The sequence below is a fragment of the Pseudoalteromonas sp. XMcav2-N genome (assembly GCF_024124545.1).
Lineage (GTDB): Bacteria > Pseudomonadota > Gammaproteobacteria > Enterobacterales > Alteromonadaceae > Pseudoalteromonas.
In genome coordinates this window covers 14,473-31,376 of record NZ_JAMXSF010000001.1, presented here as the reverse complement: position 1 = coordinate 31,376, position 16,904 = coordinate 14,473, and the positions used below count along the sequence as shown (strand labels likewise).

At 51.3% G+C, this 16,904-nt stretch carries 3 protein-coding genes; all 3 read left to right on the top strand.

What is annotated here, in order from left to right; all coding sequences use genetic code 11:
* The first annotated feature begins 793 nt into the window (after positions 1-793).
* Genes NH568_RS00060 through NH568_RS00050 form a run of 3 tightly spaced genes read left to right on the top strand, consistent with a single transcriptional unit; the run spans position 794 to position 16,894 of the window.
* Positions 794-4,129 (top strand): amino acid adenylation domain-containing protein, encoded by a 3,336-nt coding sequence (locus tag NH568_RS00060; protein ID WP_253043520.1) that lies wholly within the window; start codon positions 794-796, stop codon positions 4,127-4,129.
* 41 nt (positions 4,130-4,170) lie between these two features.
* Positions 4,171-10,611, top strand: coding sequence for a non-ribosomal peptide synthetase (locus tag NH568_RS00055; RefSeq protein ID WP_253043515.1), 6,441 nt, complete (start codon positions 4,171-4,173; stop codon positions 10,609-10,611).
* A gap of 1 nt (position 10,612) precedes the next feature.
* Entirely contained in the window at positions 10,613-16,894 is a 6,282-nt protein-coding gene (locus NH568_RS00050; RefSeq protein WP_253043510.1) for a non-ribosomal peptide synthetase, read from the top strand.
* The last annotated feature ends 10 nt before the right edge of the window (positions 16,895-16,904 follow it).

The following is a 16,904-nucleotide window of genomic DNA, read 5'->3' as shown; positions in this document are numbered from 1 at the left end:
TGTATCTCTCCCGGTATTATTATATTTATAAAATTCAGTACATAAGGGCTTGCACTTGTTGTCGTGCAAACCAGTGTGAATCTGTGTAACTCTGTTTATGCTGTCCGTGATTGGCCAAACCATTGTTGCACTAAGCGTCATACCTCTCGTTTTGCGATGCGCAAAGCAACTTAAAACAAGATGCCTGACTCGGTTTAACGGCACTGCAGAATGAGATAACGGACACCATCACGGTGGCCTCACCATTACCCGTTCTTCACAGACCTAAGTTAGTGGTTGCTTAATCAAAGGCATACTCAATGCGAAGTTTTATTACCATGGACAGGACTCACACAAAGGCACTGAATCCCCTGCCTGCTTTTTTATGCATGCTTAAAAATCACACAAAACATACAAGATGACATACAGCAAGACAGTAAACTCAGATGTTATTAACTTTGCACAAGACTGTTCATACATCGCACAAAAAGTTCACTTTTCATCCCAATTTACGCAACAAAATAAAACTTACAATTTCAATACTTAAAATTAACCACAAAAACACAATTTGGTTTGTAAGTGCACACAAACAAACATGAATTAATTAATTTGCAAGCACTAAAAGTCACTTAATACCTAATAAACACACAAGATGAGCACAAATCAAACTAAATTTGAATTTTTTTAATCTTGACAATTTCCAAGCCTTAGGTACTCTAAATCCGAATTGCAATAAAATGAAAACAACGCTGTTAATTGCTGTAACAAAAACAACAAACAAAGATAACCAATTCTCTATATCCAAGGAGGCGACATGGATATCCAGAGCTTGATCCAGGAAGCAGATTCAGCAGGTGTTTCGCTGTTTATTGAAGATGGAAAACTGGGTTACAAGACGAACAGGCGGCTTAAAGATCGTTCCATTCTGTCCAGAATTTCGGGCCGGAAATCACATATCATTGCCTACCTTGAGGGACAGCAGGCTGCTCGTTTGTCAGGTGATGCGCCCGCATCGCTGAGCCAAAAACGTATTTGGCTGACACAACAGCTTCAACCCGGCACTACAGACTTCAATATTCCAATGTGGATCAGGTTCGATAACAGCTGGGATACACATGAGCTGGAAACTACGATCCGAAGCTTGATTTCCAGTCATGAAATATTTAATACCTGCTACTACGAAAAAGACGATGAAGTTTATCAGCGAGTACAATCTGATTTGGTACTCACTGTAGAGCATCACCAATGTACTCAAAGCAGCGAACAAGATTTGGCGGAGCAGGTACAAACCTTCTCTGCTTACTCGTTTGAGCTGGAGACGGATATGCCGGTGCGCGTTGCCTTTTTCCATACTGCCACGGGCTGCGACTTGTGTTTGTTGTTCCACCACATTGCGTTGGACGAGACCGCCTGTCAGACGTTTGTTGCTCAACTGTTTGCTTCACACCAGCAACACACCACACCATCCAGTACGGGGCAATATCGCGATTATGCGTTGTGGCAAAAGCAACACCTGACAAGCCCGGCTTTTCAGCGCCATGCTACTTCGTTCATTGAGACCTTGCGCGGTGCACCTCAGCTACATCGCTTACCGCTTAAGGCACCGCACGCACAGAACACCCGCAGCACAGCGCAAACCATTCCCGTCACCATTCCCGATGCGCTGGCAGGCTCAGTAAAGCATCTTTGTCAGGAAGCTCGGATCACCGAGTTTTCGTTTTATCATACCGTCCTGGCAATACTACTGGGCCACTGGAGTAAAGTGGATGATGTGATGTTCGGTACACCCGTGATCCATCGCCCGACTGCGAATATGGATCAGGTACTTGGCTGCTTTTTAAACCTGTTACCACTGCGCCATCAGCTTGACTATAACTGGTCTTTTGCTGAACTCATTGAGTACATTAAGGGTAAGCAGAACGCGATGATGCGCTATCAGGATGTGCCCTTTGAGTACGTACTGGAGCAATTAAAACCGGCTCGCCAGCCATACGTGAATCCACTATTTCAGATCCTGGTATCTAACCATACCAGTACCGACCAAGCAGATTCAGATGCGCAAAGCTGGTCGTTTGTCAGCGCAGCACAGGCAACCTCGAAATACGATTTGACCCTTAAGATTGTCACCGCACCAAATGAAGCACGGATCCTTTGGCAATATCGGGAAGACCTGTTCAGCAGCGAGTTGATGACCATGATGAGCGACAGCCTGGTGCCCTTGCTCACACAATTAATGAATACCCGGGAGCAAACATTAAAACGCGCCCTGACAGAGATTAAGTATCCAACTCTGGCTCAGCTTACATCGACACAAATTGCACCAAAACGCACCCTGCTTGGCGCCCTCGCTGAGCACTCGCAGCACCAACCTCATGCCATTGCACTGCGATGTCATCAGCAGCAGATAAGTTATGAATCTCTTAATAATCAGATTAATTTACTGGCACAAAACCTGCTAAACCAGGGACTCAAACAAGGCGATCATCTGGGACTCATGCTTGAGCGCCATTGCGATATGGTTATCGCGATGCTTGCAGCCCTGCGCCTTGGCCTGATTTACATTCCAATGGATCCTGATTATCCGCAGCAGCGCCTTGAATACATTGCACAACAAGGCCAGTGTAAGCTTATCTTGTGTGAACACACGCAGCAGCTTAGTGGCACTTTTACTCAGATGACCTTAGAGGAGCTGAGAGCACAGCCTGTGGCACCGACGGACTTGGATCTGCTCCCAGAGTCGGATCAGCTTGCCTATATCATTTTTACCTCAGGCTCGACCGGGCAACCCAAAGGGGTCAAGATCAACCATGGGAATCTGGATAACTTCCTGACCAGTATGGTCACTCAATTGTCACTGACTCGCCACGATACCTTGCTGGCGGTTACACCCATTTCGTTCGATATTTCGGTTTTGGAGTTGTTTGCCCCATTGATGGCTGGCGGTGAAGTGGTCATTGCGCCACAGCAGCAAAGGGATGGTCTGAGTCTCAAGCAACAGCTCAATACGCTGCCTATTACCGTGATGCAGGCAACGCCTGCAGGCTGGCAATCGTTGCTTGATGCAGGCTGGGAAGGCAAACCGACTGTGCGCGCCCTCTCTGGCGGTGAGCGCCTGCCGACTACATTGGCTCAGGCACTCAATGGCAAAGTCGCATGCCTGTGGAATATGTATGGCCCAACCGAAGCAACCGTTTGGGCAACCTGCCAGTTAGTTGACCCCAATATCAGTCAGGATATACCGCTTGGCCAGCCAATCAATGATTGCGCTATCCACATCCTCGACGAACAGGGCAACCCCTGTCCGCCTCAGATGCGCGGGGAAATTGTCATTGCTGGCGCGTGTGTAGGTCAGGGCTATGTCGGATTAGCATCTCAGACCGCTGAACGTTTCATCACGCTGGATAGCCCACAAGGTCCAGTCAATGCATACCGTACGGGCGATCTGGGCTACATCAATTGCGAAGGTGAGCTTTACTGTTTAGGCCGAAATGACCATCAGGTTAAAATTCGTGGCTTCCGGATAGAATTACAAGAAATCGAGCGTCAACTTCAGCAACTGGCGGCACTGGAAAAAGTGTGTGTCGTCGTGCACGCCATGCCAAACGGCAGTCAAAAACTCATCGCCTATTTTGCCGATCCGACGCAAACGCAAGATTGCGAGCAATTGCAATTTCAGCTCCGTCAGGTACTACCAGCCTATATGGTGCCAGATTTCATCATCGCGATGGACAAATTACCACTCACCCCCAGTGGCAAGATAGATCGAAACCATCTGGCTTCACTGGAGCCCAGCCCGGAATACAATCAGCTCGTTCCCCCGGCAAATGATCAGGAACAGCAATTGCTGGAGCTTTGGAAAAGCCTGCTCAACCTGTCTGACATTGGCACTAATTGTAACTTCTTTGCACTGGGCGGAGATTCAATCACCGCGATAAAGCTGGTGAGCCAATTACAGACACTGGGTTTCAATGCAAACAGTGGCCATATTTTTCAACATCAAACCATTAAGGATCTGGCTCAGAGCCTGATCCCGAACTCAACACCCAACACTGTACTTGCCAGCGAGCAGCAACTGCATGGCGTTGAGGTGATTGGTGATGCCGTATCAGAAGCGGATCTGCAGTCCTTATTCGATGAGTTCGAGTCCTGATTTTTAAAAATATAAAAAATATAAGAAAACAAGGAATACCCATGAGTTCTGTCAAAGAAATACAAGCTGTGTACCCGCTTTCGGCAACCCAACGAGGCATGTTGTTTTACCTGGTTAATGCAACAGAGTCAGACGAGAACTACCGAGAGCAGCTCAACCTCATCGTTGCAAAGGAGACCCGGGTAGAGATCTTGCAACAGGCCTGGCAGGCCGTCATTGACCATAACCCTGTACTGCGTTCAGTGTACAGCTGGGAAAATAAATCTCAGCCATTACAAGCCGTGCTGGGTCAGTACACCCTGCCGTGGCATCAGCACGATTTCAGTGCAATGAGCGAACAGCAGGCCGAGCAAAGTGTCTTAGAAAATAGTGCGCAGAGTCGCCGCAAACCGCTTGAGTTAGGCAAAGTGCCCCCAGTCTGGGTCGACTATTATTTGCTCCCCGAGCATAACCTGATGACCTTTAACTTCACCCACCTGCAACTGGATGGATGGTCCATGGCGCTGATCACCAATCAGCTTGAACTGGCCGTATCCCAGCTGCTTCAGGGTTCAGCTGTGGCACTCCCTCAGGGAGGCCAGTACAAAGACTATGTGAAATGGCTGCTGGCTCAGGACACCAAACAATCTTTAGGCCACTGGTATACTCATCTGGGAGAGCCGCAATCAAGTGCTCCGCTCAAATTGCAGGGGTTTGCGGCCGAGCAGGTTAGTGAGCAAAACTCTCAGGCCAAGCTCAGTTTCAGCGAGCAGGAATTTTCAACGCTCAACGATTTTTGTCAACGCCAGGGGGTTACATTAAATGCCCTGATGCTGGGCGCATTTGGCTTGTTTGAAGCTCAGGTCAGCAGACGTGAAGATGCAGTCATTGGCTCGGTTGTCGCAGGTCGTCCGCACCAGGTGCCAAACATGGAAAGCATTGCTGGCTTTTTCAGTAATGCCCTGCCAATCCGTATTGATGCACAGCACAACAGCGACTTCACCAGCTGGCTGAAACAATTCCAGAACACTTTAGTGGCATCATGGGATCATGCCCATGTCTCTTTGGAACAAATTAAACAAGCGGTCAAAATGCCGATCACTGAGCATTTGTTTTCTACTTTGTTTATTTTTCAAAACTTCCCTAAGCGTCTGGTCAATGATGAACAATCAGATGCGCAGCAAGCTCCAATGCAGCAAGTGGTGGGTTATGAACAAAGCCACTATCCACTGACGCTGTATGTCATGGCATCGGGCGCGCTCAGTGTGCACGCCAGTTATCAGTCCAAGCATTACAGCGCTGCGCATATTCAGGCGTTGCTGGACTTCTACAAGACTTTCCTGCTGAACTGTGTTGAACAAGCTCAGCAGTCGCTGGCCCAGTTGGACCCTTACAGCCAGAATGTGCTGACGGCTATGCCGGCGGCGGATCTTAGCATTCAGTGGGAAAACAACCATCTGCACGCACATTTGGCCAAGCTGGGTGAACCGGGCGAATCCATTGCAATCGTGGATGGAGAACAGTCAGTCTCATATCGCGAACTGAATACACTTATCAATGGCTGCGCTCAACAATTGCAGGCACAAGGTATTACAGCAGGTCAGCGCGTCGCCATTGCACTCGACAGAGGATTACCTTTTATCGTCGCAACACTGGCAACCCTGCGCATTGGTGCCAGCTATATTCCGCTAGACCCTAAAATGCCTGCAAGCCGACAGGCATTCATTTGTGATGATGCGAAACCGGCCCTGTTGATCACCAATGTCGCCATCGATAGTCAGCTACCTTGTCTGAGTGCAGAGCAAGTCACATCCATACATGCCGATACACTGCTGGCAGCAGACGTTGAAGACACGGCAGAAGCCTACGTCATTTATACCTCTGGCTCTACCGGTAACCCGAAAGGGGTAAGTGTGCCACGCAGCGCATTGCTAAACCACACTTTGTCAGCGATAGAGTGCTACGAAATTACGCCTCAAAGCAGCGCTTTGCAGTTTGCTTCTGTGAGCTTTGATACCGCCGTTGAAGAGATCTACCCCACCTTATTTGCGGGTGCCAAACTGGTGTTACGAAACGATGCTATCATGGCTGATCCACAGGCATTCATCGACTTTATTACTGCCCATAACCTGAGTATCCTTAACTTCCCAACCGCATTCTTTATTGCCTGGAGTAACACCCTTGAGCAGCCACTGCCTGCATCAGTGAAGACAGTAATTGTCGGCGGCGAAGAGCTCACCCAGCAAAGCTTCAGCGCCTGGCACACCTTCTGCCAGCAACATCAGCTGAACATTGACTTATTCAACACCTACGGCCCGACAGAAGCGACCGTCGTCACCACTCGAATCAAGCTGGATGAGTCACATCTGACCCTCGCCCGTTTGCCTATCGGTCGTGCCATCGACAACGCCGCCTGTCATATCCTGAGCCAGTCTCTGCACTGTCTGCCGGAAGGTTTTTTAGGTGAGATTGCCATATCGGGTGCCGGTCTGGCACGGGAATATCTGAACCAGCGTGAGCTGACCGACGCCGCGTTTGTTGCGCACCCACAACTTGGCCGCTGCTACCTCAGTGGCGATCTGGGTTATATCAAAAAGGGCGTGCTCTACTATGCTGGCCGTAAAGACCACCAGGTCAAAATCCGCGGCTATCGCGTTGAGCTGGGTGAAATTGAACATGCCCTGGCGCAGCTGGAGGACATTTCAGAAGTGGTCCTGGTTGTTGTCGATAACGACCAGGGTGCTCAGGAACTGGCGGCTTACTACACCGCGGCGGTGGAGTGTGACTCTGCGGCGCTACGTGATGCACTGACAGAGCGACTGCCTGATTATATGGTGCCCAGTCACTGGATGCAGTTGCCACATATCCCCAAAACCATTACCGGTAAATATGACCGGAAAAAACTGCCTGCACTGGAGCGCAAAGCAGTCACAATCGATTTCGAGGATCACTACCTAAACTCACTGGCGGTGATCTGGCAGCAGTTACTTTCTCCGGAAACACTGAGCGAAGACAGCCACTTCTTCCGTTTGGGAGGTCACTCAATTCTGACCATTAAACTGCTGGCAAAAATTAAAGATGTTTTCCACGTAAAACTGAATTTCAGCGAGATCTTTGATTATCCAACACTGGCAGCACAGGCTCAGCTGATCGCCCAGAAAGCCCGTAACAGCGAGAGCAGCCAGCAACTGCTACCCAGCCTGACACATCGTCCGGAGCTGGACCGCTACCCCTTGTCGTTCCAGCAGGAACGCGTATGGTTCCTGCAGCAATTACAGAAAACCAATACGGCCTATAACTTCCAGATGACCTTCTATCTCGACGGTCCATTGAACATCACTTACCTGGAAGAAACGCTGGAAGAGATCGTTGCCCGTCATGCGCTGTGGTTCAGCACCTTCCACGATGACGATGGTGTGCCTTATCAGCGCATCGAAAGTCCGTTCAAAGTCGACCTGACCCCGCTGGACATGAGTCACCTGAGCGAAGAACAACAACGAGCAGAATTGGATGAGTTACTTCCTAAACTGACTCAGAAGCCATTCGACATTACTCAGCTGCCACTGATCCGCTGGAAACTGATCAAACTGGCTGAAGATTCTCACTGCCTGCTGCAGGTTGAGCACCACCTGATCCACGATGGCTGGTCTGTGGGTATTTTCACCAAAGAACTGCACGCCATCTACGAGGCCAAACTGGCAGGTAAAGCCCATTCAATGGCGCCGCTTAAATTCACTTATGCCGACTTCTGTTTGTGGCAACGTGAAGTGATGTCTGGTGCCTACTACGAAGAAATGGAGCAATACTGGCTGGACAAGCTGGCAGATTTACCGCCAGCACTGGAGTTGCCTTATGACTATCCACGCCCGCTGGAGCCGTCGTTTAGAGGTGACTCACTCATGTTCAACCTGGACTTTGAACTGTATGAATCACTGCGTACGTTTGCGCGCGAAAATGGCTTCACCTTATATATGACCATGATCGCCGCGTACTATGTGTTACTGCACAAATATAGTGGCCAGACTGACATTAATATCGGTGCCGGTACGGCGTCACGTACCGCACCCGAGCTGCACCCTATCATGGGTATGATGGTTAACAGCATCGTGCTACGTACCAGCCTGGAAGGTAACCCAAGCTTCCTTGAGTTGCTGCAGCGCGTGCGTAAGACCTGTCTAGATGCCTATGCTTATCAGGACATGCCATTTGAACAACTGGTTCAGAAACTCAGCCCTGAGCGTATGGGACAGGCCAACCCCTTGTTCCAGACTATGTTCAGTTTCCATGATGCAGAAGTCCCTGAGCCAGACTTTGGTGGCTTACAGGTCAATGGCCTGGTTAACACCAACAAATCGGCCAAGCTGGACCTGAACATCATAGTCGCGCCGCATGCAGAGCAACGCGTAGGACAAACTACATCACGACGCGCGGCAGCAGTTATGACCTGGGAATACAGTACCGATCTGTTTGCCAAAGAAACCATGCAGGAAATGGTGGCTAACTTCATGCATCTGCTGGCTAACCTGACCCAAAACCCGGATCAGCCTATTGACCAGCTGACGGCCATCAATGCCAGCTCTGCCAGTCAGCTGCTGATGAACGAAGATGAACTCGCATCACAGCTGTCACCTTCGGTTGCAGCCCTGTTCGACCATCAGGTTGCGCAATACCCGAATAACACAGCTGTTATTGATGCAGACTCAACCGAGTACAGCTATCTGGCATTGCAACAGCGTTCTGCCAGCATAGCCGCAGCACTGCAGGCACATGTTACTGCGGGTGATACTCTGGGCCTGGTACTTAAACCCGGCTTTGAACTCTATGCTGCCATGCTGGCGGCGGCTCGTCTGGGTGCGAGTTATATGCCTATCGACCTGGACAGCGGTGAAATCCGTACCCAAACAATGCTTGATGACCTGGCACAGCTAAATGCCAGCCCGGTGATTGTTACCGATCAGCAGGCACTGACGCTGGCTGAGCGCTTCAACCTGGTACATGTCAGCGAAATTGCCGATATGTCTGATGTGCCATTGCTGGATTTAGGTACTCAGGACTCGACGGCATACATCATGTACACCTCTGGCTCTACGGGTAAACCCAAAGGGGTTCGCATCCCGCAAGCGGGGATACTGCGCCTGGTAGAACAGCCTGATTTCATTGCCCTGGGCAGTGAAGACGTATGGCTGCAGCACTCCTCTCAGTACTTTGATGCTTCCACACTTGAAATCTATGCCCCACTACTCAATGGCGGTACTTTGGTTGTGCCAGCACAGAAGCGTCTGTCTCTGGCCCAGTATCAGGATTACCTGAACACCCACAACATCAGCCATATGTGGTTAACCGCAGGCCTGTTCCATCAGTTGGCTGAAGCACAACAAACTGCCCTGCCTGCATCGCTGCGTTATTTGCTGGCTGGTGGTGACGTGCTGTCTCGGGACAAAGTGCAAAAGTTTGTGGAGCACAATCCGCACTGCATCCTGATCAATGGCTATGGACCGACAGAAAACACCACTTTCTCATACTGTCAGCAACTCACAGCCGACGTCCTGGAAGCCACTGCGCTGTCACGCTCAGTGCCCATTGGTACAGCCATCAAAGGTAGCGAAGGGTTTGTGCTGGATGCGCAAGGCCAGTGTGTACCACAAGGTGGCATTGGTGAGTTGTATCTGGCCGGACTGGGACTGTCTCAGGGATATCTGGATAATGAGCTCAACGCACAACGCTTTGTCACTCATACCTTTAAACTGCATGGGATTGAACGCACCGTTCGCTTGTATCGCAGTGGCGATATGGTGCGCGAAAATGCCCAGGGACAGCTTGAGTTTATCGGCCGTAACGACAACCAGGTCAAGGTGCGTGGTTTCAGGGTTGAACTCAATGAAATTGAAGAGGTGATAGGTCAGCATCCAGACGTACAAGCCGTATGTGTGGCTGTAACTGGTGAAGATAATCAACATCTGGCCGCGTATTATCAGGCAGACAAGAACCTGGACGACGCATTGCTGGATCACTGTCAGTCTGCGCTGATGGGCTTCCAGATCCCGGATTTCTTCGTTAAAGCGGAGCAGTTCCCGTTAACCAGCAATGGTAAACTGGATCGCAATGCCATTATTGAGGCGAACCCGATTGATGTACGCAGTAAGCTGGCGCAGTTTGTGGCACCTCAGACTGAACGTGAGCAGACACTGTGCGCTATCTTTGCACAAGCCCTGGGGCTGGAGCAGGTTGGCTGTAACGACAACTTCTTTATGCTGGGTGGCCACTCGCTGGTCGCAGTCAAAGTCATTGCCAACATCGAAGAGCAGCTACAGGCACACCTTACCCTGGTAGACCTGTTCACTGCCCCTACGGTCGCTCAGCTGGTCCGCAAACTGGACGAGCAGCAGCACGCACCTCAGGCAGTGGATCCTGTCAATGCACCGGAACAGGCTGAAATCGACGAGCAACTGTCCGATCAGGAACTGGATGCCTTGCTTGCTGCGATGGATGGCGAGGAAAGCTAGGATGACAGCCTCGACTCTGAGCCGCGCGGAAAAACTCGCGCGGCTGAAACAACTGCAACAGCAAAAGGCGGGTCTGACCCTGTTGGGACTGAGCGATAAGCAGCAACGCTTCTGGTTCAGTCATCAGCTGGATGCCACCAGCGGCATGAATAATATTTTTCGTGCCTACCGCTTTGCTGAAAGACCAGATACTGCGGCATTGCAACAGGCAATTGCCGCTGTCATGCACCAACACCCGGCCCTGACCAGTAAATTTGTGATGGTTAAAGACGAGCCCAGACAGTTCAGTCAGCCTCTGGAAAAGGTCCCGTTTGAGCAGGTGCCGGTGAACTCAGCAAGCGAAATGAAACACGCGATTGAAGCCGAGGCAAAAGTGCCGTTTGAGCTCAGTCGTCAGTACCCGTGTCGGTTCCGGTTATTCCATAACACTGAGGCCGCAGACGAATACGTGCTGACCTTGTGTTTCCACCATATTGCGCTGGACGGTTATTCGGTGGTGATGGTTGAACGCGCCATTATGGCTCTGTACTCGGGTGCTGTAAGTGTACCGACAGAGCCCGCCTACACGCTGACTCAGTTACTCGCCACCCAAAGCGGCGACCGCAGTGCAATGGAACAATATTGGCTGAGCCGCCTTGCAGACACTGAGCATACTTTGTCTCTGGCGCTCAACCCGGCATCACCGGAGCAGGATTTACAGCAAGGCAGTTATGTCAACTTCAGCTTTGATAACGCGCTCAGCAAGCAAATTACTGTTTGCTGCCAACAACTTGCTATCACGCCATGTGTGTTCTTTCTTGCTGCGTATCAGTTGTTACTACATAAGCTGACCGGTCAGCATAATTTTATCGTAGGCATGCCTGAGCTGGCACGAGCCAATCAGCAGCAACGGGCTATGGTGGGCAACTTTGCCAACACCTTACTGATCCCCGCAGGCGTGAGCGCAAACACACCGATTAGCGCTTTTATTTCCCAGTTGCAGCAGCATTTCTATCAGGATCTGCAATGTAATCAGGTCACGGTTGAGCGACTGGTCGATTTGCTCGGGGCAGATCGTGACAGTGGCACGAATCCGCTGTTCCAGGTGATGTTTTCATTTAATAACCTGGGCAGCAGCACGCCATCAAACTCTGAGGAAGCGCCAATTTGGCAGCCCTACCCGGTACAAAGACACTACAGCAAACTGGATGTTACGCTGGAAATTCAGCAAAGCAGTGACACGTTTAGCGGCTACTTTGAATTCCGCACGGCGCTGTTTACGAAAGAGCAGGTACGTCAGTGGCAGCACCAGCTCGCCACTATCATCAATGTGATGCTGAGCCGCTCTGAGTGCACTATTGGTGAGCTTAACAGCTTCGATTACGCACAACAGTCGGCGCTGCTGAATCAACCTCAGCCATCGCATCTGGTGCCCTGCTTCAGTGAGCGACTCATTGCGTTATCTGAGCATCAGGGAGAGTCCATTGCACTGGTTGCGCCCGGCGTACAACCGGATCAGGATACCAGTCTTACTTATACCCAGTTACTCCAGGTGGTGCGCAGCGTCAGCAGTGAGCTGCGCTCTGTTGCACAGACCGGACAGACCGTCGCCATTAGCTGTGAGCAAAGCTACCATTGCGTGATAGCCATGCTGGCGGCCCAGTTTGCTCATTGTGCCTTCGTTGTCATTGACCCTGCTTTACCTCAGTCACGACGTGAGTTTATTGCCCGGGATGCTCAGGCAAGCGTAATGTTAACTGATGATACGAACCAACTTGCACTGACCGTGCTTAATACACAGGCGAGCACAGATCCTGAGCTGGGTTATCTGGTATATACCTCAGGCTCTACGGGCACGCCCAAAGGGGTACGCGTAACCAGACAAGCGCTCAACAACCACTGTCAGGCGGTGGCCGGGCTCTATCACCTGGGGGCGCATACCAAAGCGCTGCAATTTTCGGTGTTGTCATTCGACCTGGCACTGGAAGAGTTTTTCCCGATCCTGTATCACGGTGGTCAGGTCGTGCTGCGTCCGGCAAAGGACACCCCCTCTTTTGCCGATTTGGGTGACCTGATTGCGCGCTACGCACTCAATCATCTGAGCCTGCCGACAGGCTATTTGCATGCCTGGATGGAGCAACTACGTCATGCAGATCAGCCGCTGCCGAGTGAGATCAAACTGGTCGTAACCGGCACTGAACAACTGCAAAATCGCACCGTTGCCAACTGGTTCGCGCTGGCCAACCCCAAAACCCAGCGCTTTATCAATGCCTACGGACCGAGTGAAGCCACTATCAGCTGCAGTGCCCACGAAGTCAATCAGCTTGATATTCACCGCTCGCCAGTACCAATTGGCTCTGCGCTACCACACAGCCAGATCTATGTGCTGGATCAGCAAGGTCATGCAGTTGCACCTTATGTGCTTGGCCAGCTCTATATTGGTGGTGACAACCTGGCGCAAGGTTATCAAAACCTGCCAGAGGTAAGCGCCGAAAAATTTGCTGTCCACCCTCTGCTCGAGCAACGTTTGTATGCAACGGGCGATCAGGCATATTACGATCAACAGGGGCTGCTCTATTTCAAAGGCCGCATTGACGAGCAAGTGAAATTCCGGGGCTACCGGATTGAGCTGGAAGAAATCAGCCGTCAGCTAAACAACATCACAGGCGTGACCGCCAGTATTTGCGTAGTGCAACAAACACCTCAGCCAACCCTGGTTGCGTATGTCGTCAGTCAGGCACAGTTACAGCAAGACAAGCTCAACTATGTGCTGGCTCAGACTTTACCCGCTTATATGCTCCCTGAGCACATTATTCAACTAGATGCGCTACCGCTGACCGCACGGGGGAAAATTGATAAAAAAGCCCTGCCTAAAGCCGATGTGGTTAACGCACTGACTCAGCGTGCTGCGCCCAATTCGCAGCTTGAGGCGACATTGCAGGCCATCTGGCAGACGGTACTGAATAAGACAGGGCTCTGTTGTGAAACCAGTTTTTTCCTGCAAGGGGGTCACTCACTGGCAGCACTCAAGGTGCTCAGTCAGATCACGCAGCAGTTAGATAAAGAACTCACACTGAAGCAGTTTTTCGCAGCGCCAAGTATTGCACAGCAAGCGCAATTACTAGAGCAGCAGCAAACCGAGCAGCGTATGAGTGCATTGCAACCGGTTTCTCGCACAGAAGCAGGCACACTGACTCACAGCCAGCAGCAGATGTATGTGCTGGATGCGTATGCCGGTGAAGCCGGACTGTACAATATGCCGCTGTTAGTGCAGCTTGATGGCCCGCTGGATAAAACCGTGCTCATCAGCACACTGCAAGCCCTGACAGCCAGGCACGAAGCACTGCGCACCTGTTTTGTTGAGCATCAGGGCGAGGCCCGTCAGCAAGTGCTCAACACCGTTGAACTGCCTGTACAAACGCTGCAACTGGGTGAAACAGAGGCAAAAGCGCACTTTCATACTCTGCTCAAGCAGAAGTTCGATTTGGCCAAACCAGCCTACTGCTGGGTCTTGTATCAGCTAGAGGATGGCCGTCACTGGCTGGGGTTAGTGATCCACCATATTCTCTGCGATGGCGCCTCAATGGATGTGCTGATCAAAGAACTGACCGCCTGTTATTATCAGCAGCTACAGGGTAATCACTGGCAGCCAGAACATCTGACGGTGCAGTTACTGGATTACGCCCACTGGCAGCACACAGAGCAGGGCCAGACATTTTTAGCACACAGCCAGCAATACTGGCTCGATGCGTTAAACGGAATGCCGCATACTCTGGACTTGCCGCTCGATGCACCTCGCCCGGCCCGTCCCAGCTTCCGGGGAAGTCGTCTAGAGTTGACGCTGCCAGCGGCGCAAAGTCAGCAGCTGGAACAGCAGGCAAGCCGCGCTGGTGTCTCTTTATATACCCTGTCTCTGTGTGCTTATGCACTCTTATTGCAAGAGCAATCGAGGCAGCAGGATTTCGCCATTGGCATTCCGGTTTCCGGACGCCCGGGCCATCAGCTGGATCAGGTTGTGGGGTTGTTTGTTAACTCCCTGCCAATTCGCATGACACTGACGCCAGGGCAAACTCTGACTGAGCTGCTTGCGCAAACGCAGGAACGTATCTTGTCTGGGTTTGACAACCAAAGCCTGCCGTTACAATCGTTAGTCCAGTTACTGGACGTCGACCGGGCTTTAAATTACAACCCGCTATTTCAGGTGTTCTTTAACTTTTTAAGCAGCACCGGGGAGCAGTCACACCCCATCACGGATACGCTGACACTGTCTTTGCCGGATACGCCCAATGACACCGCCAGATTTGACCTGACCTTAACTCTGGTCGCCTCTCCTGCGGGGATAAAAGGACACCTGGAATACAGCGAAGAGTTATTCTCTGCCGATACTATCGCTTTGCTACGTGCACGCTATATTGCGATCATGACGCAGCTGGCGAGCAGCCTTGACGGCTCGGTAGAGACATTAGAAAGCACAGCTCAGTCAGACACTTTGGCAAATCTGCCGCAAGGAACTGCAATCGCCCCCGCGCAGATCCCTGACTTACTGGCACAGCTGGCGCACCACACCGCGCAGCACCCGCAGCAGACGGCGCTTATCTGTGGCGAAGCACAATGGAGTTATGAAGCATTACAGCAGGCGGTTGAAACGCGTGCCATGCAACTCCACCAGCTTGGCATACAACCGGGCGACCTTATCGCAGTCTCACTGCCACGCCAGGGAGACTTACTGATCAGCCTGCTTGCCATTCTTCATTGTGGTGCAGCCTATCTGCCACTGGACCCAGACTATCCCAGCGAGCGTCTGAGCTTTATTGCAACAGATGCGGGAGTCAGATTTGTACTCAGCGATAGTACAGAGTCCGGCTTTAGCCTTGGCGCAGACTGCCAGCTTGTTGACATCAATCAGCTCGATGCGGCCAACTGTGCATTAACAACACCTGAGTATCGCCCTGAAAATCAGGCCTATTGTATCTACACTTCGGGTTCAACGGGTCTGCCTAAGGGGGTTGATATCAGCCGTGCCAACATGAATAACTTCTTGTACGCAATGGCTGAAAAACCAGGGTGCACCGCCACAGACAAGCTGCTGGCCATTACCCCCTACTCCTTTGATATTTCTGTGCTGGAACTTTTCTTGCCACTGTACTGTGGTGCCACTTTGGTACTGGCGAACGATGTACAAAGCAAAGATGGCGCACAACTTTGTGCCCTGATCACACAGCAGGATATTACCCTGATGCAGGGCACGCCCGCCACCTGGCGTCTGCTGTATAGCGCAAACTGGCAAGGCAAATCTAACCTCACTTGTCTGGTTGGTGGTGAAGCTCTGCCCGATGCGCTGGCACAACAATTGGCACAGGATAATCAGGCACTGTGGAACATGTATGGCCCGACTGAAACCACCGTCTGGTCCAGCATCAAACAGATCCTGCCCGGTGAGCGCGTAACCATAGGTTGCCCGATCCACAATACCCAGTTGTATGTGCTTAATGAGCATAATCAGCTGGCACGCTTTGGTGCAATGGGACAACTGGCTATCGCGGGCCAGGGCGTGGCCATGGGTTACCGTGACCGCCCAGAGCTGAATGCCGAAAAGTTCGTTACTCTGGATATTGACGGTCAATCTGTCGATGCCTATCTGACCGGAGATTTAGTTCGTCAGCTTGGCAATGGTGAACTGGCTTACCTGCAGCGCCTGGATGATCAGGTGAAGCTGCGTGGCTACCGTATCGAGCTTCAGGAAATTGAAGCGGTACTTGAAGGTCAAAGTGGTGTCAGTCAGTGTGCTGTGGTCATCAACCAGACCCAGACCGAGCCTGTGCTGGCGGCGTTTTATGTCGCCCAGAGCGCACTGGAAGAGACGCAGCTGGTCACCGGTTTATCAGCACAGCTCCCTCACTTTATGGTTCCGACTCATCTGATAGCACTGGACGCGCTGCCACTGACGCCCAGCGGTAAAGTCGATAAAAAGGCACTGGGTCGCTATCAGCTCACCCAGTTAATGCCCTACCAGGCACCACAAAGTGAGACAGAGCGAACCATTTGTGACTTATGGCAGAACATTCTCGGCCAGGACAAAGTCGGGCTCAGTGACAACTTCTTTAAACTCGGGGGCAACTCTATTTTGGCCATGCAACTGGTCGCAGGACTGAACGAGGCATTTGGCCTGAGCAGCCTGACGATTGCTGATGTGCTGGCCTATCAGAGCGTAAGCCAGCTAAGCAGTCACATTGAGCAAGTACAGTTAAGTCAGGTGGATGACGCCGATTTAGCTGCATTACTGATGGAACTAGAACAAGAATAACAATGAGGCA

Coding starts and splice junctions, on each gene's coding strand:
- NH568_RS00060 (WP_253043520.1), top strand. CDS start 794: ATGGATATCCAGAGCTTGATCCAGGAAGCAGATTCAGCAGGTGTTTCG.
- NH568_RS00055 (WP_253043515.1), top strand. CDS start 4,171: ATGAGTTCTGTCAAAGAAATACAAGCTGTGTACCCGCTTTCGGCAACC.
- NH568_RS00050 (WP_253043510.1), top strand. CDS start 10,613: ATGACAGCCTCGACTCTGAGCCGCGCGGAAAAACTCGCGCGGCTGAAA.